This is a genomic window from Pirellulales bacterium, from assembly GCA_035533075.1.
GTDB lineage: Bacteria > Planctomycetota > Planctomycetia > Pirellulales > JAICIG01 > DASSFG01.
On the sequence record DATLUO010000068.1, the window covers coordinates 74962 to 95934 of the forward strand.

The 20973-nt window shown below is 63.4% G+C and carries 20 protein-coding genes; 8 read left to right on the forward strand and 12 right to left on the reverse strand.

What is annotated here, in order from left to right; translation table 11 throughout:
- Nucleotides 1–7: 7 nt before the first annotated feature.
- Both VNH11_09275 and VNH11_09280 read left to right on the forward strand, forming a co-directional pair.
- Entirely contained in the window at nt 8–202 is a 195-nt protein-coding gene (locus tag VNH11_09275; GenBank protein ID HVA46552.1) for a hypothetical protein, read from the forward strand.
- 187 nt (nt 203–389) lie between these two features.
- Nucleotides 390–1499, forward strand: coding sequence for a hypothetical protein (locus VNH11_09280; GenBank protein HVA46553.1), 1110 nt, complete (start codon nt 390–392; stop codon nt 1497–1499).
- Nucleotides 1500–1635: 136 nt separating this feature from the next.
- Here the strand turns inward: VNH11_09280 and VNH11_09285 are convergent, their stop codons facing one another.
- Complete coding sequence (locus tag VNH11_09285) at nt 1636–2565, reverse strand: class I SAM-dependent methyltransferase (protein HVA46554.1); 930 nt, start codon at nt 2563–2565, stop codon at nt 1636–1638.
- 357 nt (nt 2566–2922) lie between these two features.
- On the opposite strand from VNH11_09285, the gene VNH11_09290 reads away from it, so the two are divergent.
- Nucleotides 2923–4290, forward strand: coding sequence for a glycosyltransferase (locus tag VNH11_09290; GenBank protein ID HVA46555.1), 1368 nt, complete (start codon nt 2923–2925; stop codon nt 4288–4290).
- A gap of 65 nt (nt 4291–4355) precedes the next feature.
- Nucleotides 4356–5759 carry a B12-binding domain-containing radical SAM protein gene (locus VNH11_09295; GenBank protein ID HVA46556.1) on the forward strand — a complete coding sequence of 468 codons (1404 nt, stop codon included), beginning with the start codon at nt 4356–4358 and terminating at the stop codon, nt 5757–5759.
- Nucleotides 5760–5820: 61 nt separating this feature from the next.
- Here the strand turns inward: VNH11_09295 and VNH11_09300 are convergent, their stop codons facing one another.
- From VNH11_09300 to VNH11_09340, 9 genes are all read right to left on the reverse strand, one after another.
- Complete coding sequence (locus VNH11_09300; protein ID HVA46557.1) at nt 5821–6204, reverse strand: hypothetical protein; 384 nt, start codon at nt 6202–6204, stop codon at nt 5821–5823.
- Between the two features lie 132 nt (nt 6205–6336).
- On the reverse strand, nt 6337–6741 hold the full coding sequence (locus VNH11_09305; GenBank protein ID HVA46558.1) for a (2Fe-2S) ferredoxin domain-containing protein: 405 nt from the start codon (nt 6739–6741) through the stop codon (nt 6337–6339).
- Nucleotides 6738–7298 carry a histidine phosphatase family protein gene (locus VNH11_09310; GenBank protein ID HVA46559.1) on the reverse strand — a complete coding sequence of 187 codons (561 nt, stop codon included), beginning with the start codon at nt 7296–7298 and terminating at the stop codon, nt 6738–6740. The genes VNH11_09305 and VNH11_09310 overlap by 4 nt, the downstream gene beginning before the upstream one ends.
- Nucleotides 7299–7438: 140 nt before the next feature.
- A complete protein-coding gene (locus VNH11_09315; protein ID HVA46560.1) occupies nt 7439–8284 on the reverse strand; it encodes an adenosylcobinamide-GDP ribazoletransferase in 846 nt (281 codons plus the stop codon).
- A complete protein-coding gene (locus VNH11_09320) occupies nt 8281–8838 on the reverse strand; it encodes a DUF1802 family protein (protein ID HVA46561.1) in 558 nt (185 codons plus the stop codon). Before VNH11_09320 ends, VNH11_09315 begins: the two co-directional genes overlap by 4 nt.
- On the reverse strand, nt 8835–9590 hold the full coding sequence (gene cobM, locus VNH11_09325) for a precorrin-4 C(11)-methyltransferase (protein HVA46562.1): 756 nt from the start codon (nt 9588–9590) through the stop codon (nt 8835–8837). Before cobM ends, VNH11_09320 begins: the two co-directional genes overlap by 4 nt.
- Nucleotides 9591–9673: 83 nt before the next feature.
- Nucleotides 9674–10546, reverse strand: coding sequence for a hypothetical protein (locus VNH11_09330; protein HVA46563.1), 873 nt, complete (start codon nt 10544–10546; stop codon nt 9674–9676).
- A 123-nt stretch (nt 10547–10669) separates the two neighbouring features.
- Nucleotides 10670–12133 (reverse strand): DUF1501 domain-containing protein, encoded by a 1464-nt coding sequence (locus VNH11_09335; GenBank protein ID HVA46564.1) that lies wholly within the window; start codon nt 12131–12133, stop codon nt 10670–10672.
- 2 nt (nt 12134–12135) lie between these two features.
- On the reverse strand, nt 12136–12777 hold the full coding sequence (locus VNH11_09340; GenBank protein ID HVA46565.1) for a hypothetical protein: 642 nt from the start codon (nt 12775–12777) through the stop codon (nt 12136–12138).
- 424 nt (nt 12778–13201) lie between these two features.
- Here VNH11_09340 and VNH11_09345 point away from each other — a divergent pair, with 424 nt between their 5' ends.
- Nucleotides 13202–13783, forward strand: a complete 582-nt coding sequence (locus VNH11_09345) for an elongation factor P (protein ID HVA46566.1) — start codon at nt 13202–13204, stop codon at nt 13781–13783.
- Between the two features lie 7 nt (nt 13784–13790).
- Here VNH11_09345 and VNH11_09350 read toward each other — a convergent pair whose 3' ends face one another.
- Nucleotides 13791–15587: a CRTAC1 family protein gene (locus VNH11_09350; protein ID HVA46567.1), complete on the reverse strand. Its 1797-nt coding sequence runs from the start codon at nt 15585–15587 to the stop codon at nt 13791–13793.
- A 241-nt stretch (nt 15588–15828) separates the two neighbouring features.
- Here VNH11_09350 and VNH11_09355 point away from each other — a divergent pair, with 241 nt between their 5' ends.
- On the forward strand, nt 15829–16467 hold the full coding sequence (locus VNH11_09355; GenBank protein ID HVA46568.1) for a class I SAM-dependent methyltransferase: 639 nt from the start codon (nt 15829–15831) through the stop codon (nt 16465–16467).
- A gap of 746 nt (nt 16468–17213) precedes the next feature.
- On the opposite strand, the gene VNH11_09360 is transcribed toward VNH11_09355, so the two are convergent.
- Nucleotides 17214–17888, reverse strand: coding sequence for an MBL fold metallo-hydrolase (locus tag VNH11_09360; GenBank protein ID HVA46569.1), 675 nt, complete (start codon nt 17886–17888; stop codon nt 17214–17216).
- Nucleotides 17889–18244: 356 nt separating this feature from the next.
- On the opposite strand from VNH11_09360, the gene VNH11_09365 reads away from it, so the two are divergent.
- Together VNH11_09365 and VNH11_09370 are read left to right on the forward strand one after the other, a co-directional pair.
- Entirely contained in the window at nt 18245–19381 is a 1137-nt protein-coding gene (locus VNH11_09365; GenBank protein ID HVA46570.1) for a DUF1571 domain-containing protein, read from the forward strand.
- Between the two features lie 421 nt (nt 19382–19802).
- Nucleotides 19803–20021 (forward strand): helix-turn-helix transcriptional regulator, encoded by a 219-nt coding sequence (locus VNH11_09370; protein HVA46571.1) that lies wholly within the window; start codon nt 19803–19805, stop codon nt 20019–20021.
- The last annotated feature ends 952 nt before the right edge of the window (nt 20022–20973 follow it).

Genomic DNA, 20973 nt, shown 5'->3' on the forward strand with positions numbered 1-20973 from the left:
GTTTGCCATGTCAACGATTTCGCCCGATCTTGAGCAATTTGTCCGACCAGAGGTCGAGAGCGGTCGCTTCCCAGACCGTGACCCGGTCATCGCCCACGCATTGGCTCTGTTGCGACGGGATCGAGAGGAAGTGGTGGCCGGCAATGAGGCCGGCTTGGCGGACGTCGCCGCCGGGCGTGTTCAATCGTTGAGGCCTGAGTGATGGCGAAATGAGGCGGACGCAATCGCTGCTTTTTCCTGAAACTGCCGGACCCGCCGTAGCAGATGCCTCGGCCTCGACGTTCGTCAGCAATATGCGGCTCCCGGTGCATCGCTGGTTTCGCTACAGCGCCGGCTTTTCCGCAGAATGGGCCGCAGCGTTGATCAGAGAGTTCAAGGGCAGGAAGGCCTTGCGAGTTTTCGACCCCTTTGCCGGATCCGCTACCACACTCTTGGCTGCGGAAATGCAGCGCGTGGAGTGCCGAGGCATCGACGCGCACCCCTTCGTCGCCCAGATCGCACGCGCAAAGCTTGACTGGCGTTCGTCGTCGGACGCCTATCGCGAGAAGACTCACGAGATGCGTCGGATCGCAAAAAAGACGAAACCGGACGTCTCCGGCTATCCTCCGTTGATCTACAAGTGCTATGACGAATCGACACTGGCCGACCTTGACTGCCTCCGGCGCGCCTATTCGGAAGTGCTCGATGCATCGCCGGCTTCCAGGCTGGCCTGGCTGACGCTGGTCTCGATCCTGCGGCCCACGTCAAAAGCCGGCACCGCACAGTGGCAGTATGTGTTGCCCAAGAAACAAAAGCGGTCGCCACAAGACGCTTTTTCGGCCTTCGATCAGTGCGTGCGCACATTCCACAGTGACATGCTCGTCGGCGAATCACTCATTGGCAGCCGTGCCTGCTTTGAAGAGGCCGATGCGCGCTCGTGCGGGCCGGTGCCCGATCGCTGGGCCAATCTTGTCGTGACTTCACCTCCGTACCCGAACAACTACGACTACGCTGATGCCACACGGCTCGAGATGTCGTTCATGCGTGAAGTGAGCGGGTGGGGCGACCTGCAGGACAAGGTCAGGCGTTATCTGGTGCGGTCTTGTTCTCAACATGTGCCCGAAAAGGCTGTCGACCTTGACGAGGTATTGGCGTCCGCCGAGCTTGCACCCATCCGCGCCGAGATCGAGCCAGTCTGCCGGAAACTAGCTGAAGTGCGCATGACGAAGGGCGGCAAAAAGACATATCACCTCATGATCGCCTGCTACTTTCGCGATTTGGCGCTCGTCTGGCAGTCACTCCGTCGCGTGTGTACAAGTGACTCGCATGTTTGCTTTGTGGTAGGCGATTCGGCTCCGTACGGCGTCTATGTGCCGGTCATACCATGGCTGGGGGCCTTGGCGGAAGCGGCCGGTTTCGGCCCTCACCGCTTTGAACAAACTCGCGATCGCAACGTGAAATGGAAGAACCGCAAACATCGCGTGCCTTTGCAAGAGGGCCGCTTGTGGGTTGAGGGCTAATGGCACTCTCTCCCGGCCATCGTTTCGGCCAAATCATTCGAGGAGAATTCAACGACAAACTCTCAGCGATCGGCTTCCTACGCGAGTTCGAGCCCATCTTGCCCGGCGACGTAGAACCTGGCTGAGTATCCCCAACCTACGCCGCCCTGGCGGCACGCCGTTCGGTCTCGCCTTCCCCGGTCTGGCGGAGCTGCTCTTCGAGCGCTCCCTCGCCTGCCATCACGTCGGGCTTGCGGAACTGCATCGCCAGGTTGTAGGCCAACGGGCCGTAGCCGATTTGATAGTCGGCCGCCATCGCGGCGAAGCAGGCCGTGCTCCAGGCACGGGCGACCACAGGCGGCGGAAAGCAGAGCGCCAGGTAAGCCAGCGCGTAGGCCAACGAGCCGCGCCGTGAATGCCGCACGGCCGCCATCCGTCCGTCGACGAGCTGCTTCATGTCGGCCACCGAGAAATGCTGGTGCCGCCGAGCGCTGGCATTGTGCGAACGGACCCAGACTTGCGCCGGACAGACCGCGCTCAGAAAGCGGAACAGGCGAGGATAGTCGGCCGCCATGTTTTCGGGGCTGAGCCAACGCAGCGCTCCGCGATACGGCACCGTCACCGTCCAGGTGCCGCCCGGCCGCAAGACGCGGACGATCTCGGCGACCAACGTCGGGCGGTCGTGGACGTGCTCCAGCACGTCGAGCATCGTGATGGAATCGAAGCTCGAATCCGCAAACGGCAGCGTGTGCCCGTCGTATTCGAGGAACGTCACGCGGCTGCTCTTCACCCGACGCCGAGCGACTTCCAAGGCGATCCGGTCGACGTCGATGGCCACCACCCGCTTGGCCTTGCGGGCCAGATGCCGCACGTGATAGCCGGCGCTACAGCCAATGTCGAGCAGCTCCGCGTTGGCCGGCAGCCAGGCCTTCGCGATCCGGCCGCGGTCGAGCGGTATCGGCAGCGAAGGCATGTTCAGGTAAAACTGCCGTTTTTCGGCGTCGGCGTCGCACTTGGCCGCGTGCCCGCCGGCTCGGCCGTTCGAGCGACTGCCGGCGTTGGTATCGGTTCCGACCGTAGCGGACATAACGGCTTTGGCGAAAGTAGCGGTAAGATTTGCGAACGCTGCCGGGCGGAAGTCTACGAACGGTCGGCATCCACGGCAAGACCAGCATGACAGGTTCCGCGTGCATGCTTGTCACAGGTGGACCGCCTGCCTGACAGTCTCGCCACCACCGCCGCAGATTGGCCTAAGCTGCGACCGTCTCGGTTCGATAACTTGGGAGGATGGGCTTCCCAGCCCGTTACCCTCGGCTTGGGACGGCCTAGGAAGGCCATCCTCCGGCTCCTGTTGGCATTGACGCCGCCGCGGGTCTGCGATTAAGGTGCCACGCTATTTTGCCGGCAAGAGGCAACGGATCTGCCCACACTCAACGAGCCAGCAATGACGCACGCGCCGTGGTTCCTCGCCTGGATGTTTGCCGCCGCCCTGGCGGCCCTACAGTTCGGTTTCCTCACCTGGGGACTCTGGGAAAACTTTCGCTTTGGCCGGGCACGGCTGCGCAAAGCCTGGCCCCTCGAGCACGAGCCGCGGGTTGCCCTGTTCGCGCCCTGCAAAGGGTTCGACGTGGGCCTGGAAGACAACCTGTGGCCGCTGCTGGAGCAAGAGTATGCAAACTACACGCTGACCTTCGTCGTCGAAAGCGCCGACGATCCGGTCTGCGGCTGCCTGCGGCGCTTGATGGCCAAACACCCAACCGTCGATGCTCGGCTGTTGGTGGCGGGCATCGCCACCGACTGCGGCCAAAAGGTCCATAACTTGCGTGCGGCAACCGCCAAATTGCCCGGCGATGTGGAGGTGCTGGCCTTCGTCGATTCCGACGCGCGCCCGCGCCCCGATTGGCTGCGGCGGCTCATCGCGCGGCTGCCCGAAGCAAGGATCGGGGCCGTGACCGGTTATCGCTGGTTCGTTCCGACGGCCGCCAGCGCGGCGCAGTGCCTTCTTTACAGCATCAACACCACGGTGGCGTCGGGGTTTGGTCCGGGCGGCCACCATGTGATCTGGGGCGGCTCGTGGGCCATCCGTCGAGACGTGTTCGATCGACTGCGACTCCGCGATGCCTGGGGCGGCACGCTGAGCGACGATCTGGTCGCCACGCGCGTCATACACCGGGCGGGGCTGCGCGTCGAGTTCGAGCCGGTCTCGATGGTCACTTCGCCGGTTGCCGTGGGATGGCGGCAGGCTCTGGAGTTCATTCGCCGCCAATACATCATTGCCCGGTCCTACGCCTTTGCCTGGTGGTTGCTGGCGCTGGCCGGCAGCACGGTGCCGTTGGTTACTTTTTGGGGCGGATTGGTTTTGCTGGCGGTGGGCCTCTGGCAAGGTGCGCCCTGGACGTGGCTTCCGGCCGCGGTCTGCCCCGCCTATTACGCCGGCACCTTGGTGCGCGGTCATCAGCGGTGGGTTTTGGGCCGATTATACGTGCGCGAGGCAAGCCCGCTCATGCAGCGCGTCGCGTGGCTCGATATTTGGGCGGGGCCGTTGGTGACGCTGGCCAATTGGCTGGCGATCCTGGCGTCGGTTTTCGGCAGCCGGCTCGAGTGGCGCGGTATCCGCTATCGGCTTGGCCGCGGCGGGCGCGTCCTGTCGGTCGAACGACGTGCTGCCGAGGTACGACAGACCGGCAATCATCCGCAGTCGGTGTCCGCCACAGTTGGCGCGCACGCCTGCGATAAAGAATTGTCGGCACGCAAAGCGGTGCCGCACAGCCGCACGCCGGCCCCGGTTGCGGTGCCGATGTCGCCGACGTGACGCGGCATTGTCGAATCTCGACTACTTCGTGGAGAATCGTTTCACGGTCTCGGGGGGGACTTACGATGCGGGTCGTTCTATGGGACACGCGTAAACTTGATGTGGCGAAAGACTTCGCCGGTGGCTATGGCGTCGGCCAATTTCCGGTCCGTGGCGGCTGGCGGGGCCGCCTGGTGCGGCATGCTTTCAAACGCGATCGACGCCCGGTGGCCTTGGCGTTCGCCTATCTGGCCGCGATCTTTCGCCAGCTCGGCCATGACGTGGAATACAGCGAAGACCGCGCGCCGACCGGCGCCGATCTTTACGTGTTCCATCCGTCGCTGATCACCCTGGAGCTCGAACGGCAAGCGATCCAAGCGGTGTTGCGGGAATCACCCCAGGCCAAGGTGCTCGTGACGGGCATTCTGGCGCACGCTTTGCCCGAAGCGTTTGCCGATCTCAATGTGACGCTGGTCCGCGGCGAAGTGGAGCGGCTTCTCTGGAAGCTCGACGAGGTGCTCGCCGCGGGGCGCGGGGTGGTCAACGTCGGTTCGGTGCGCGACCTCGATGCGCTGCCGTTCCCAGACTGGTCGCTGTTCGAGCCGCACCGCTTCCGCATTGCTTACGATTTCTGGAAGTTTCCCACGGGGCTCATCCAGCAGAGCCGAGGCTGCACGTTCGCGTGTAATTACTGTCCGTATATTGTGGTCGAGAACTCGACGCGGTTCCGCGATCCTCAGCGAGTCGTTGACGAGATTCGCGAGGGGATGACCCGTTACGGCTTCCGCTCGTTCAAGTTCCGCGATCCGCTGTTCGGACTCGACCGCAAACGGGTCTTCAGGCTGGTGGAATTGATTGGCCGGCTGCCGCGCAAAATCCAGTTTTCGATCGAAGGGCGGATCGATCTGCTGAAGGTGGATGTCGTCAAGGAACTGAAGCGAGTGGGCCTGACGAGCGTTACCGTGGGCATCGAAACCCCGAACGAAGAGACGCTCCGCAATTACAAGCGGGCGCCGATCAAGGACGACCGGCAACGCGAGTTCGTCGCCCTCTGCCGGGCACTCGGCGTGCGGACGGTGGCCGGCTTCATGATCGGCTTCCCCGAAGACACCCGCGAGTCGATCGAGTCGGTGCTGAAATACGCCAAGGCCGTGGGGCCGACGTTTGCCAATTTCAACGTCGTCACGCCCTATCCGGGCACCGAGTTCTTCAACCAGGTACGGCAAGACATTGCCGACTTCGACTTTACGAAATACAGCGTTTACACTCCCGTCATGAAATACCGGCACCTGACCAGCGAGCAGGTGGCGGAGTTGCATACGCGGTGCTTCGTGAGCTACTATTTTCGCAGCCGCTGGTTCGCCGAAAACGCGCACCTGGTTTGGCCCTGGCTGCGCGGGCTAAGGACGGGCGTCGCTACGGCACAAGTAGGGTGGGACCAGCGAGCTTGCGAGCGCCGGCCCACCGTAGGAGTCAAGGCAGAAGGATGAAGGCAGAAGGCAGAAACTTTTTCTGCCTTCCTCCTTCTGCCCTCTGCCTTTTCCTCGTCGACTACCAGTACCAGCCGCCCCAGCCTCCGAAGGCGAGCGGCCCGAAACCGGCGCGGAAGCCGGGTCCCCAACCGTAATACCTCGGGGAATAGTATGAGTAACCGTAGTAGGGGCGCGTGTAATAGCTGCCATACGGGTATCCGTAGCCGTAGCCGTAATACGGCCGGTAGGAGTAGTAATACGGCGAGTAGCCGCCGTAGTAACCGCGTCGCCAGGCCCTGGTTGCCCAGTTGACGTTGGTGATCGGGGCCGTCCCCTGCTGCACTGCGGTGGTTATCTGCGCTGTGCTCTTCCCGGTGGGCAGCTTGATCTTCTCCCCGGCCGAGGCCGTACCGCACCACATCGCCACGGCAGCGATGGCCGCCAATATACTAAGCCGTCTCATGATTCTGACCTCCTCTGATTGGCAGGCCCCCGGCGCTGCCGCTTCCGCCCTGGCCGGCAGGAATCATGTTCTGCCTCACCTTGCCAGCCCATGCCCCTTCGGCGGGAACCCTAGCACCGACCGAATTCACTTTTACACTGCAAACCTTGCGCCCAATCCTGCCGACCCGCCAGGGAGGAACCGCGACAGGCGATGATCGTTCAGTGCCGCTGGAAGAGGCAGAAGCCGGCCCTCCGAGTGGCACGCTCGCGCCCAGTCGATGAACGTGTCATAAAGGGCGTCGCCCGACAAGCTGGCGAACCACTCGGCCCCGTTGGGCGTCAGCACCAGCACCACGTTCGGCAGGTCGCACGGACCCAAGCAACCGGAAACCGTGAGCTGGATCGAACGGTTCAGCTTTTCCGCCTTCCAGACGGCCTTGATCCGTTCGACCGGCACGTCAGGCATGCCGCGCTGCGTCTGACCGCAGCAGCACCCGCGGCACAAGAGAATCTGGCCGAGCTGCGATTGAGTGCGGCTGGTCAAGGCATCGTTCACGATTCAAGTCCCTGTAAAGCGGTGGTTTCGTCGAGTTCGATCCACTGTCCCGTGGCCGGCACCAGCCCCGGCCATTGCGACACGGGAATCCCTGCCAACGCGCCGCGCAGGGCGGCGATCGGTCCACCGTGTGCGATGGCTACCATGCAGCCCTCACGCGGCAAGCGGCGATGCCAGTCGAGCACCCGATCGCGCAATTCAAACACCGTCTCGCCCGCCGGCGGGCGAAAGCTTTCCGGCGCATGCAGGATCTGGGCCATTGCGTCGCCCACTTCTTCGAACACGCTTTGCCAGGGTCGCAATTCCCACTCTCCGAAATTGATTTCCGCCAAGGCGGGCGCCAGAGAAGCAACGAGGGACGTCCGCAGGGCGATCATTTCGGCCAGCACGGCTGCCCGTTTGAGGCCGCTGTGGTACAGATGCGTGATGGGCAGGGCGGCCAATTCTTCGGTCAGGGCGATGCTTTGCTGCTGGCCGTCGTGGCTCAACTCGATATCGCTGCGGCCGTAGCAGACTCCCTGGTAACATTCGGCCACGTTGCCATGCCGCACAAGCACGATGCGTCGGGATGATCTTGGTGAGTCGGACATGGAAAGCCAAGGTTCGTAGGGTGGGGCAAGCGAGCTTGCAAGCGCCGGCCCACCGATAGCGACGTCGATTACGGTGGACCGGCGCTCGCAAGCTCGCTTGCCCCACCCTACACCCGTGCGCCAAGTTGCATGGTGCAGCACAACAGCACGGCGATTTGCGAAATGTAGCAGATCGCGCCCGCGCCGTCGCCAGTCAGACCGCCGATTCGCCGCCGCAGATAAAAAACAAAACCTGCCGTGACCGCGAGTACCGCCACGACCGACAGCCCGAGCCCCAGTGGCGACGCCATCGCCAGCGGCAGCGAACCGGCCACCGCCAAGACCGCACCGCCCAGCACATGGCCGAACGTTTGCCGACCCACCTGCTGCGTCAGGCTTGGCCGGTCGGGCACCGGTGCCAGCAACGCCATCGCCAAAACCATGGCCCAGCGGCCGAGCGTGGCCGACGCGACGACAACCGGCAACAGCGACCCCGGCTCGAGCGCCGCCAACGCGCCGGCCCGCAGAAACAACGCCAACGTCAGTCCCAAAACGCCGTAGGTACCCAGGCGGCTGTCGTCGAGAATCCGCAGTACGTCGGCCCGTGTCCAACCACCGCCCAGTGCATCGCAACAGTCGGCCAGCGCGTCTTCGTGCAAGGCACCGGTGACAATCGCTTCGACAACCAAGCCCAGCCCGACGGCCAACCAGAGCGGCCAGAGATGCGAAGCGAGCCAAATAACCGCGCCGGTGACCAGACCGATCAGCGAGCCAACCAGCGGAAAGTAAAGGGTCGCGAGCTGCAAACGCGGCCGCTCATCTCGTGCGTCGGCCAACAGAACCGCGGGCACCGGAATCTGCGTCAAGAACTGCACCGCGGCCCAAAAGCTTTGCCACTGCCAGACCAGGGCGTTGGTACGATGTACCGCCGAGCCGCTCGTCGCTGGCTCGTGCGTTTCTTGAACGGAAGTCATTCTCGCAGCGCCCCGCGGATTGCCTCGTGGCGGCGAGCAAACTCCTCATCACTCAGCACCGAATCCGATCCGGCAATCGGCACATCGTGCGACAGCTCGACCCACGACTTGCAACCCGTGTAGTCTTCTTCCAGCGGCAGCACGACCGCTTGCGGCAGAGCGTAGACTCGCACCACCAGGGCATACACAAACTCGCGCCAGCGATGGAAACGCTCCTCCACGACTTCATCGGACCAGATATGCTGGCCGCGCAACCGCAGCACCGCAGACAAACTCTTCACCCGCAACGCATCGGCGACCACGGCGTAATGCCGCAGCACGATCGTGCCCGCCTCGGGCTCATCCGCTTTCAAGTCGCGCAGCAGGGGCCGGGCGTCCGGCACCACGCTGTCGGGCGACTGGTGCGAGAAGGTCGGAAAAAGCAGAAACTCCGGATGGTCGGGCCGGAACTCGCCGCCCTCTTCCACGATGCCACCCTTGCGCAAAATGAGCGACTGCCGGCCGCCAGCCAGTGCCTTGCAGACCACGGCCCATTCTTTGAATGCCGTTCTCATACCTTGGCCCTCCGGAAGGCGTGGCTGAACGTCTCGTCGTACAGCTTCGAGCGATGTCCTTCGGCGGCCAGCACCTCGCCGACGATCACGATGGCGGTCATCGAAATGCCCGCCGCGATCACCTGCTCGGCAATGGTTTCGAGCGTGCCGCGCACGATCTTCTGGTCGGGCCACGACGCGCGATACACCACCGCCACCGGCGTCTTGGCCGGATAGGCCGTGAGCAGCTCGTCGACGATCATGCGGATGACCTGCGTGCTGAGGAAGATCACCAGCGTGGTGCGATGGCGGGCCAGGTCGGCAAGCTGTTCGCGTTCGGGCATCTTCGTGCGGCCCTCGGTGCGCGTGAGGATGATCGACTGGGCCACGTCGGGCACGGTCAGCTCGTGCCCCAGCGCTGCCGCCGCGGCCAAGAACGAGCTGACGCCCGGCACCACTTCATAGTCGATCCCTTCGCGCTTGAGCCAATCGACCATCTCGCCCATCGCGCCGTAGATGGCCGGATCGCCGGAGGCCAGGCGGACCACGGTTTGCCTCGCCCGTGCCGCCTCGACCATGATCGGCATGAATTCACCGAGCGCCATTTTGGCCGTGTTATGCCAGGCCGAACCGGCTTTGGCCAGCGCAGGTATTCCATCGGGCATGAGACTGCCGGCATACAGCACGGTGTCGGCCTGCTCGATGAGTCGGCGGCCTTTCACCGTGAGCAGGTCGGGGTCTCCCGGCCCGGCGCCGACGAACCAGACTTTCATCGCTTCATCTCCACGTTCAGAAACCAGAGCGACGAATTATAACGCACCTGGCGGCCAAACCGCCATCGAGCGTTTCAAACTTTTTATTCCGCTTTCGTCAGCTTAGGCACAAGCCGATAGCCGCACGAACGGACGACCAACAGCGATGCCACAACGATCGCAATGGGCAGAAGCGAAATCAGAATCCAGCTTGGCACCAGCCACCAGGCGACCGCGCCTGCCCCGCCAACGATCGCCTCAAGGAGGCCCAATAACGATGCCACAAGGAAGACGAGGAACAGGCGCCAGCGAACGCCGCCTATGCCCAACGCGGCCCATACAGCACATAACGCGTCGATGACAATGCACACGGCCATCAGGGTAGACGCCGCCACGTTTCGCCAATCGGAACCTGCGCTCGGACTCCCGCTGCGCGTCAGACCCAGCAGCAGTGCCACGACGGTTGTGACTACCAGGAGATTCAAGATCGAATACTGCACTCGCCCCGGCGACGAGCCTTCGTCGCCTGCTACCGACCGCAGTTCGCTGAACCAGCGCCGAACGACCAGGAATGCCGAAGTCATAACCAGAACGAGCGTGAAAACTCCAACGAGACAGGTGCTGAACTCGCTGAGGTAGTGCGCAATGGAGATTGTTTCGGTCGCCGGGCCCGACAATGCCGAGCCGAGCGCGGGCCAGATTGCCAGGTAAGTGCATCCCAACAACGAGATCCCCAGCCGCCCGCGGGTTCGGCCAAGGCCCATGCCGGCCCAAAAACTCAGGAGCATGATTTGGCCGACCGTGACCGATCCCAGCGCCCACATCAACGGCAGGAACCTGATGTCGGCCGGTAGCAGGCAGAACGCTACGGGAGCACATGCCAGCGCCAAGTGGGTCGCCACCAGCCGTCGCAAACGGCGGCTGACTTGTTTGGGACGTGAACCGGTGTTTGCCGACGGGAGTTCCACCTGAGACATCGCCTTAACCTACGCTCGTTAAGCGGCGGTTGCAAACCGTGGCGGAGTAACGGCCATTCGAGCGGAAACAGTCGACTGGGCGAAGTGGGGCACGGTCAACTCGTGCCTAGCGTTCAGAAAGTGCTACGTGAGTCCCTCGATCGGCTCGCCGGCATAGATATGGTGCGGCCGGTCGAGGGCGTCGCGAAAGACCGCGACGGAGGGAATGCCCAGCGAGCGATAGATCGTGGCGGCCAGGTTCTCGGGCCGCTGCGGCTGACTGGCCGGAAAGGCGCCGATCTTGTCGGACGAACCAATCACCGTGCCGCCGCGCACCCCGCCGCCAGCGAAAAAGACCGTCTGCACCGCGCCCCAATGGTCGCGGCCGGGCAGCTTGTAGAACTGCGGCAGGTGCGTGATCTTCGGCGTCCGACCGAACTCGCCCGCCATCACGATCAACGTCGATTCCAACTGGCCGCTTTCATCGAGATCGTCGAGCAAGGCCGAAACCGCTTTGTCGGTGGGGGGAAGCAGCTTGTCTTTCAGGTGCGGAAACGCTTCGCCGTGCGTGTCCCAGCTTTCGTTGTTCCCCAGGTTGACCTGCACTAGGTTCACGCCGGCTTCCACCAGCCGCCGGGCCATCAACAGCGACCAGCCGAACGAGTTGCGGCCGTAGCGGTCTTGTGTGCGATCGTCTGCCCGCGTGACATCGAAGGCCCACTGCACCTTGGCGTCGGCCAGCAGCGAAATGGCGCCCTGCCGGTAGCGATCGAACTCGACCGACTCGGCCAACCGCTCGAGCTGCCGGCGCTGCCGCTCGACCTCGGCCAGCATGCCGACGCGACTGCCGAACCGCGCCCGATCGACGCCCTGCGGCAGACTCAAGTTGGGCGCCTGGAACAACCGGTTGTCGGCGTGGCCGCGCTCCTGATGGTCGAAGGGAAACTCCGGATAGGCACCGTAGGAAGTGGCGTGGAACGGGGAAGCCTCGACGAACCACGGCTCGTAACGCTGGCCGAGAATGCCGGCGAACTGGCCGGGAATGGCGCGGCCGCTGTTGTGAATGAGCCGCTCCGGCAGCACGATGGCGGGCGGCAGGTTGTTGCGGCCGGCCGTGGCACAACCGGCCACCGCGGCGATCGAAGGCCAGTCGGCCGGCCGCGCCGCCGTCGGGTTGAAGCCGGGCGGAAGGTCGCTGCGCCCGGTGAGCATGATGTGGTGCCCGGCCGAGTGGTCGTTGGAGTGGTGCGTGAGCGAACGCAGGAGCGCCCACAGATGGCTGCGCGCGGCCAGCCGCGGCAGGTGCTCGCAGATTTGCAGGCCCGGCGTGCGCGTGGCGATCGGCTTGAACTCGCCGCGAATGTTGCCGGGCGCCGCGGGTTTCAGGTCGAAACTGTCGTGTTGCGCCAGGCCGCCGGAGAGGAAGATGTAGATGGCGGAGCGTGCTCTGCCGCGATGGCGAGTGGATGAACTACCCGCCTCGGTCGCTGCCCGCAGCGCTTCGAGGTGGTTGATGCCCAGCCCCGCCAGGCCGATCGCGCCGGCCTGGATCAGGCAGCGCCGCGACAAACGTGGATGGTGGGGCACGAGCGGAGCGGGGCGATTCATCGTCAGTGGTCGCGGATATCGATTCCTTGAATGGCCAGCTTGCCGCCCTCCGGCACAACTTTGAATTGAACGGTTTTGCCCAGCTTTCTCTTGGGACGTCCTCTTCCACCGGCAGGTTGGACCGGTTGATTGGTGTTGCCTTCTTCGAGCAGGACAATATGCACCCCCTGAACCTGCTTGCCGGGCGCCAGCTTGACATTGGCAAAGGCGGCCTTCATGTCGCTGACCATGCTTTCGCTGGCTTTGCCGTCGCGAAAGACCTTGGCCTTGCCCGACGCCTTGCTGCTGAACAAGTCGCTCATGTCGTCCAACTCGTCGGCCATCAGCTTGTCGTAAAACTTCTGCGCAAGGAGTTCCGCCTCGCTCGTGGCGCCTGAAAACGGCGACTGGTTTCCTCCCATGCCGGGGCCGGCTTGCATCGCGCCCGGTCCGCCCTGCTGCATACCTGGTCCGCCCTGCTGCATACCTGGTGGTGGTCCGCCCTGCTGCGCGCCTGGTGGTGGTCCGCTCTGCTGCATACCTGGCCCGCCCTGCTGCATACCTGGTGGTGGTCCGCCCTGCTGCGCACCTGGTGGTGGTCCGCTCTGCTGCATACCTGGCCCGCCCTGCTGCATGCCGGGTCCGCCCGCTTGCATGCCTGGCATATTAGCCGCTCCCGGCGCGCTCGCACCGGAGGCAGGCGCGTTTGGGGTAGGCACCGAAGTGCTCGATGTTGTCGGACTTGCGGTTGGCGTGCTACCGGCTGCCGGAGTCGTCGATGGTTCTGAGGCGGGCCCGCCCGCTGAGGCCACCGTGGCCGTGGCCGGCGCCGCAGTCGTGGACGGCATGTCACTCTCGACCCCACAGCCGGCGACAAGAGTCAGCGCACCGACGGCGCAGAGCCATTTACAATACGACACGACACCGTCGCTTGACATGATGGTTTCTCGAAAAACAGACAGGCGATCCGCACCGCAGGTTAAAGACGCCCTCATTCTCACAATAATGCCGAATCGACGCAAGCAGAACCGGCTCACGGCCTCACGGCCTCACGGTGACCAAAGCGTTACACGTGACGGGACCGGCGCAATGTGTTATTTTGAACGAATGCTGGCCAAAGAGATCAAGCGTGGCATGATCGTCAACTACAGCTGCGCGCCGTGCATCATCGAGACGATCGCCGTGCAAAGCCCATCGGCGCGGGGAGCGGCCACTTACTACAAATATCGGGCACGAAATCTGATCAGCAAGCAGAAGGTCGACATCACGCTCAAGGGCGGCGAGTCGCTCGACGAAGCCGATTTCGAGAAGCGGCCGGTCAAGTTCATGTACTCCGACGGGAGTTACTTGCACTTCCTCGATCAGACCGACTTCAACCAGCACTCCTTGCCCGCGGCCGACCTGCAGGAGCAGGCCAGCTATTTGAACGAGGAGTTGGAAGGCGTGACGGCCCTGTTCTACAACAACGAATGCGTCGGCATCGACATTCCGCAGACGGTGGTGCTCAAAATCGCCGAATGCGATCCCTACGTCAAAGGCAACTCCGCGACCGGCCGCACCAAACCGGCCAAGCTCGAAACCGGGCTGATGATCCACGTGCCCGAATACCTGGCTCAGGGCGAACTGGTGAAAGTCGATACTCGCACTGGCGAATTCCTCTCCCGCGCCTGAGCGACGCTCAATCGTTCGACGGCGCGACGGCCGGCAACTCCGCATCTCCGTCGGCGATCCGCAGGAAACGATCGGCGGAAACGTCGTTGAACGTTTGCTCTCGGCCCGACGGCCAGCGGATGGTCAGCGTGTCGAGATGGTCGAACTCGCCCAGTCCCCAGTGGATTTGTGGTTCGCTCGACGATAGGTAGCTGGAGGCGGGCGCGACTTCCCCGACCCACCGCTCGTTGCCCACGCGCGCCGTGGCCCGTGCGCCGTAAGCGAACACGTTCGGGGCCGCCGCGCGCAGCTCGAGCGTGAGCCAGTGTCCGCGGGTGGTGGAGCGATTCTCCAGCAGCAGGGCCGGACCTTCATAGTCGACGACCAGCAAGTCGGTCCGGCCGTCGCGGTTGAAATCGCCCGTTGCCGAGCCGCGTCCGACGAGCGGCCGGGCCAGCGCTTCGTCGAGCACCGGAATGAGATCGACGAACCGCTTGCCGTTGAGGTTGTGAAACAGCATGATCGGCTGGCGGAACTGCACGCCCCGGCCTTCGATGTCGCCCACGTTGTCATACACGTGCCCGTTGACAAACGACAGATCGGGCCAGCGGTCGTTGTCCATGTCGAGCCACTTGACGCCGAAACCCAGCCGGTCGCAGGTGGAGACCGAAAGCCCCGTGATGTTGCTGACCTCCACGAAGAAACCGTTCCCCTCGTTGCGATACAGCGCGAAGCAGTTCTTCTGAAAGTCGGTCACGCTCAGGTCGAGCAGCCCGTCGCGGTTGAAGTCGGCCCAATCGGCGCCCATGGCGGCCATGGCCCTGTAGTCGCGGCCGACGGACAGGGAGCTGAGCGTGCCGACGTTCTTGAATTTCATGTCGCCCAGATTGTGCATCATCTCGGCCGGCACGCCGTCGTTGCCGATGTAAAAATCGATGCGGTTATCGTCGTTGTAATCGGTGAAGGCCAGCACTAGCCCCACGCCGTGCGTGTCTTTCATGCCGGAGATTTCCGGCGGAATCCGCTCAAAGCCCGCCGGGCCGTTGTTGCGCCAGATTTCGCCGAACTCCGGCTCATACTCTTTGGGCGGGCAACCCGATTTCACGCCCGGCGACAGCTCGCAGTATTGTTTCGACTCGGGTCCGAAAACGACGTAGTTCAGGATGACCAGATCCAAGTCGCCGTCGTTGTCCAAGTCCATGAAGCCGGCGCTGGCGCCCCAGTGGCCGTGATTCATCGGATCGAGTTCGACCTGCCCGGTCGCCTCCTGGAATCCCTTCCCCTCGGCGTTTCGGAACAAGGCCAGCCGATGGACGCCGGTCAGCAGCAGGTCGAGCCAACCGTCGCCGTCGTAGTCGCCCACGGCACAGCCGGTCCAGTTGGCGTCCGCCACCGTCAGTCCGGAGGCGGCGGTGACCTCCTCGAACCGCACGCCGCCGAGATTGTGGTATAGGACCGGGTGCGGATCGGTGACGAGCAGGAGATCGGGCCAATGGTCGCCGTCGTAGTCGAACAGGGCACAGCCCGATCCGAAGGCTTCGGTCGACTTCATGGGCCGCGGTTGTTGGGGAAGTCGATAGGTCACTCCGCGCTCGATCGCCACGTCGGCAAAAGCGATTCCGGCGGGATCGACCGGCGGCGGTCGGTCGCCGGGATCGTCGATGCCCGGAGCGATCGAAACGCTATTGGCGTTGGAGCGGGGGCCGCTCGCCCAATAGCCCGCCGTCAGCAGCAAAACGCCGCAGAACAGGGCCGCGAGAATCTTCTTCTTTCGCGCAGGCCGTCGGGCAACCGGCGGTGTGGAGACGAGTTCGGATTCGGACATCGGCAAACGGGAGGTGGTTGGGCGACAGCTACGATTGTAGCTTACCGCGGGCGCAAGAACAGCCGTCGAGAAACTGCAGGATGGCCTTCCCAGGCCGTCCCGTAGGTTCTTGGACGGCCTGGGAAGGCCATCCTCCAGCAGCCACCGCGGTTTTTGTCGGCGGCCCCGGCGGGTGATTTACCTGGACCGTTTTGCCCGTCATCATAGGTGCATGCTCGTTCGTGTTCTTGAACCCGAAGTCATGGATTCGCCGCGGGAGGCGCGCGATTACGATTCCATGGACCACTCGGAGGTCAACCGCCGCTTTGTCGACGATTTTCTGGCGGCGGCCGATCGCCACGGCTGCCGGTTGGCCGCCGGGCGGATTCTTGATCTCGGCACGGGAACCGCGCAAATCCCCATCGAGCTCGTTGGCCTGCGAAACGACGTCTCGGTGTTGGCCGTCGATTTGGCCGACAGCATGCTCGCGCTGGCGCGAAGAAACGTCGAATCGGCCGGTTTCGCGACCCAGATTCGGCCCGACCGCGTAGACGCCAAGGCCCTGCCTTATGCCGAGGCGAGCTTCGCGGCCGTCATCTCCAACAGCATCGTGCATCACATACCTGACCCACAGCGGGTATTGGCCGAGGCTTGCCGGGTGTTGCAACCGGGCGGCTTGCTCTTCGTGCGCGATTTGCTGCGGCCGCCGGACGATCGCCAGGTGCGGTGGCTCGTCGAATCCTACGCCGCCGGCGCGAACGAGCATCAGCGGCGGTTGTTCGAGGCCTCGCTCCGCGCGGCCCTGAGCTTGCCTGAGATTCGTGAGCTGGTCGCCACGCTCGGTCACAATCCGGACGAAGTCCAGCAAACCAGCGACCGGCATTGGACCTGGTCGGCGTGAATCAAATTGTCAAAGACCTTGGGCCAGGATTCTTGGTCGCCTGCCTCCCTTTACTTCATCGCCGGCGTTGACGGCGGATCCGGCAGGCGGGGAGATCCCATCCGAACCGGCGCGCGCACCGGCCGGCTCGAACGCGGCAAGTCACAAGGAGCGGACACCTCGTCCGTCGGAATCAACTCTGGCAAGCTCCGAACACGCCTTCCGTCCCAGCGACACCAGCGACACGATCACGCGGGCCACCGCGGCGGCGCACGACCGCTGTTCTTCTTTAAACAATATTTGAGAGAGAAAAGCCCACAGGGTCAACGCCGGGGTATGGATCGCGTCCGCTTCTTGTCCGAAGGCCGCGCCTTCTTCCTCGAACGCCGCCTGGATGACTCCGCGGGTGCTTCAGTCCCACCGTTGTTCGTCGTTGTCGTTGGTACTACGGCCATGCGATTGACTCCCAAGACGTGAGATGTTTACGTGACGAAGCGCCCCGCCGCGGCTCAGATAACGCGCGGCCTGCGCGTTTTCTCCACCGCGACGGCGCAAGAACCTGCAGACGTGAGGGCGGCACTTCGCGATAACGCGCGGCCTGCGCGTTATCGCCGACGCGGACGAGCGCGGCATCAAGAGGGTCGCGCTCCTCGCCAAGCGAGAATGCAACCCTCGCCGGGCGCCACTGCCGGCCGGTTTCGATTCCAGATCGGTCGCAGCCGCGGAACGTCCTCGGAAAACGGATCGAGCGGGCTATGCCGCTCCCCTCAACCCGGCTGCCAGCCCGCGGGCCGGCCGACGAACGGGTTCGTCTCTTTCTCTTGGCCGATCGTGGTCGGGGGGCCGTGGCCCGAAAGCACGACCGCGTCGTCGGGCTGCGTAAACAGCTTGCGGTGGATGCCGCCGGCCAACTCGGCGAAACTCCCGTCCGGAAAATCGGTGCGACCCACACTTCCCGCAAACAGCACGTCGCCCCCGAACACATACATCGGCTTAGATGCCTTCCAAACCAACACCACGTGGCCGATGGAGTGGCCGGGGATCTCGTAAACGTCCAACACAAAGCCGGCCGCCTCGAACTGCTTCCCTTCGCGCAGCTCGATGTCGGCCGGCGGGCTGGTCAGCGGCAGACAATACCTGGCCGAGAGGTTGAGGGCGGCATCGGTCAACTTCGGCGCGTCTCCGTGGCCGATGGCCAACGGGCAATCGGGCCAACGCTGCTTCATGGCCTCGTTGCCCGATATGTGATCGGCGTGCCCGTGCGTATTGAGAATCGCGGCCGGCGTCAGCCCGTTCTGCCCGATAACGTCGAACACCGAATCGGGTTCGAATCCGGGATCGACGATCAGGCAATCGTGCCGGCCCTTCAGCCAGGCAATATAGGTATTCTCGTCAAAGGGCCTGGAGACCACGGTCGCGAGTTGAAACTTATCGGAATGCATGAATTGCTCTCCGCGCCGAGGCGGATGTTAGGTAGTTTAGGACGTCCGTAACTGCTGCCGTCAAAAGCGGCGACATGGCGGGTATTGTAAATTCCACCCAGCACGCTGGCGATAGATACCAATGCCATCGCAACAAAAGTTGTGCCGCGACGACCGGACCCGCTCGCTCTAACTGCTTGCCGCAAGCGGCAGTTCGGCGCGATCGGTGTTGCCGACACCGGGAGCGAGGTGCGCCTAGGGCACGCGGCTTGCTTTGTGCCGTAAAAAGGGACGCGAAAGCGGCGATCGGTGGACGGGGACAAACTCGCGCTCGACGGGAAGCGCGCGAGCAGAAGAAGATAAAGGAGGATCGACCGATGCGGACAAAAACTTCAAGCGCGCGTCGCGCCATCGCCCTGGCGCTGGCCTGTAGTGGATTGTGGCGGGCACCGGTCTTCGCGCAAGAGTCAAGCACGCCGGGCCGTTCCGTCTATGATCGGCGGCCCGCCGCCAAAGCAATGCCCGCCGAGCCGCGCCGGCTGCCGACCAGTCAGGCGGGCAAGTCTGTCGAGCGCGGCATCGGTCGCCCGCGCCGCGCGCGGGGGTATCTTTCGCAGGCGCCGTCTGGCCCTCCGCGAACGACGAGCCGAGCGCAACCGGCGGTCCAGCGCGCCGTGCCGACGCCGACCTCGGTGGCCGGCAGAGTCGTGCCGGCCTTTTTCCCGGCCCCCATCGCCGGCGTCGAACCGCCCAAGACCATCGATGCATCCACAAACGCCAGTCAGCAGATCGCCTTGCAGCTCAACAGCGCGGCGCCCGGCGAGCACAAGCTGCTGCCGGCGGTGCGCTGGGCCAAGCTCTGCATGCAGAAAATGGAGACGGTCCAAGACTACTCGGCCAAGATGGTCAAGCGAGAGCGGATCGACGGCACGCTTTCGGACTACGAATACATGTTTGTGAAGGTGCGACATGAGCCGTTCAGCGTTTACGTCTCGTTCCTTGGACCTGCCCGCGTCAAAGGGCAGGAGGCTCTTTTCGTCCAGGGCCGCAACGAAGGCAACCTGCTGGGTCACGCCAACGGCATGCGGAAAATCTTCGGCACCGTCTCGCTCAAGCCCGACAGCATGCTGGCCATGGCCGGCAACCGCTACCCGATCACCGAGATGGGCATCAAGCGTCTCACCGAGCGGCTGATCGAGGTGGGCGAGCACGACGCGCAGTTCGGCGAGTGCGAGGTGCAGGCCTTCCCCAACACGAAGATCAACGGCCGCGAGTGCGTCTGTTTGCAGGTGCTGCATCCGCTGCCGCGCAAGGAGTTCCTCTTTCACAAGGCGAAGATTTACGTCGACAGCCAGCACAACGTGCCCGTGCGGTATGAAGCTTACGATTGGCCGCGCGAGGCCGGCGGCGAGCCGCCGCTGTTGGAGGAATACACCTATCTCGACCTGAAGCTCAACAACGGCTTCACCGACCGCGATTTCGACGCGTCGAACCCGGTGTATCAGTTCCGGTAGAATGCAGTGTTCCGCTAGAATGCTCTCTATGAGCATCGACCTTAGAAACGAATTGCGCAGGGTTTTAAACGCAGCGGTCCCATTCGAGACCAATTGGCGAATCCTTCGTTCGCTCAGGGAGCGGGGCATCGAAGCCGACGACGTCCAGTCGACGCTTGAATCGATGTACCAAGAAACAAACGACGAACACAGCTAAGAGCGAATCGCCGATTTGCTCGACTGCGTCGTGGGGTGGTGCAGCCCGGAGTTCGCGGTCTGGAGCAAGAGCGAGTTGCCACCTAACGGCTGAATCTCTGCCACGTTCCCTCATGATTCGAGTCGCGCAGCCGGGCCTCATGCACTGTCGCGCCCCGGCAGATCCTCCGTTGTGCTACTGATTGGCTGTAGACCCATAGGCATCTTGTTTTTTACCGTGCCCGGCATGGTGAATCCTGGCCTCAGGGAGTTTGGCGCACGCGTTCGAGCATTGCGCGAGCAAGCGGGTTTGAGCCAAGAGGCCTTGGCGGCCCGCGCTGGCATTCACCGCACATACATCGGCGGAGTGGAACGCGGCGAGAGAAACGTCGGGCTGAAAAACATCCTACGCATCGCTGCGGCGCTCGATGTTCCCACGTCGGCCCTCTTCGAGAGGGCGGAATGAGCGCGGTCAAGAATCCCTACCAAGGTCGGCCGGAGACCGATTGGCCGAAGATCACCCGACGACTTCTTGCACGGCATCCACTCAAAGCGGCCACGATTCTCGAGGTTGCGGAAGTGACTTGGGAAAGGCTTTGGTCTACGACTCTTTCCCTGGTCGATACCGCCTGTTGGCCCCCGTTCAATTGCTTCACGGCGTTGGACCCAGCGCCGCGTCGGCTCCGGAAGTGCTGGCGATTCGCACCATCGGTGATCTGCTGAGATGCAACGAGAACTTGCCGCCAAAACTAGCGAGCATTCGCGCGGCGGCGCTCGGGGACTACGCAATGGAGTTGCGCGATTCACGTTTCGAAGAGGACTGAGCGAGACGCGTCGGATGCCAGTCGGAGGCGTTTCGCCACGAATCGGCAATAGTCGCGCCTGAGCTCAAAGCCGATGACCTGACGCCTATTGCGAATGCACGCTTCGGCAGTCGTGCCCGATCCGAGAAATGGGTCGAACACCAAATCGCCTTCGTCGGAGAAGCCGAGAAGGATCCGTTTTGTCAGGTCTATGGGGAATTGAGCCGGGTGCGGCGCGCGCTCCCGCGACGACCGGTTCTCGCCCGACGTTACTTTCGCGATTTGCCAAACGTCGGAAGGGTTTTTGCCAATCGTATTGCACCGCAGTTTGCCGTTTTTCTTTTGATACGGGTATTTCACGTCCGGGTCACGGATCGCATCCAGATTGAAGCAGTAATCATCCGGGTCCTTGACGTACCAGAGAAACTTCTCATTCCTTGGGGACAGGAACCGTTTGCCGGCGACCCCCGCTCCCTAGTCCTTAAACAAGCATAGCCAGAATCCTCTGTGGCGCCGCGTCACGAAAAAAACGCGTAACCGCCGGCGTTTTCCGGGGTACTTGTGGTGTGGGGCCGTCAACACACCACGCCAGCACGGAGGATTTCAAGTGAGCAA

Coding starts and splice junctions, on each gene's coding strand:
- VNH11_09360 (HVA46569.1), bottom strand. CDS start 17,888: ATGCATTCCGATAAGTTTCAACTCGCGACCGTGGTCTCCAGGCCCTTT.
- VNH11_09315 (HVA46560.1), bottom strand. CDS start 8,284: ATGACTTCCGTTCAAGAAACGCACGAGCCAGCGACGAGCGGCTCGGCG.
- VNH11_09320 (HVA46561.1), bottom strand. CDS start 8,838: ATGAGAACGGCATTCAAAGAATGGGCCGTGGTCTGCAAGGCACTGGCT.
- VNH11_09295 (HVA46556.1), top strand. CDS start 4,356: ATGCGGGTCGTTCTATGGGACACGCGTAAACTTGATGTGGCGAAAGAC.
- VNH11_09355 (HVA46568.1), top strand. CDS start 15,829: ATGGATTCGCCGCGGGAGGCGCGCGATTACGATTCCATGGACCACTCG.
- VNH11_09340 (HVA46565.1), bottom strand. CDS start 12,777: ATGCCAGGCATGCAAGCGGGCGGACCCGGCATGCAGCAGGGCGGGCCA.
- VNH11_09300 (HVA46557.1), bottom strand. CDS start 6,204: ATGAGACGGCTTAGTATATTGGCGGCCATCGCTGCCGTGGCGATGTGG.
- VNH11_09285 (HVA46554.1), bottom strand. CDS start 2,565: ATGTCCGCTACGGTCGGAACCGATACCAACGCCGGCAGTCGCTCGAAC.
- VNH11_09365 (HVA46570.1), top strand. CDS start 18,245: ATGCGGACAAAAACTTCAAGCGCGCGTCGCGCCATCGCCCTGGCGCTG.
- VNH11_09335 (HVA46564.1), bottom strand. CDS start 12,133: ATGAATCGCCCCGCTCCGCTCGTGCCCCACCATCCACGTTTGTCGCGG.
- VNH11_09345 (HVA46566.1), top strand. CDS start 13,202: ATGTGTTATTTTGAACGAATGCTGGCCAAAGAGATCAAGCGTGGCATG.
- VNH11_09370 (HVA46571.1), top strand. CDS start 19,803: ATGGTGAATCCTGGCCTCAGGGAGTTTGGCGCACGCGTTCGAGCATTG.
- VNH11_09275 (HVA46552.1), top strand. CDS start 8: ATGTCAACGATTTCGCCCGATCTTGAGCAATTTGTCCGACCAGAGGTC.
- VNH11_09330 (HVA46563.1), bottom strand. CDS start 10,546: ATGTCTCAGGTGGAACTCCCGTCGGCAAACACCGGTTCACGTCCCAAA.
- cobM (HVA46562.1), bottom strand. CDS start 9,590: ATGAAAGTCTGGTTCGTCGGCGCCGGGCCGGGAGACCCCGACCTGCTC.
- VNH11_09350 (HVA46567.1), bottom strand. CDS start 15,587: ATGTCCGAATCCGAACTCGTCTCCACACCGCCGGTTGCCCGACGGCCT.
- VNH11_09290 (HVA46555.1), top strand. CDS start 2,923: ATGACGCACGCGCCGTGGTTCCTCGCCTGGATGTTTGCCGCCGCCCTG.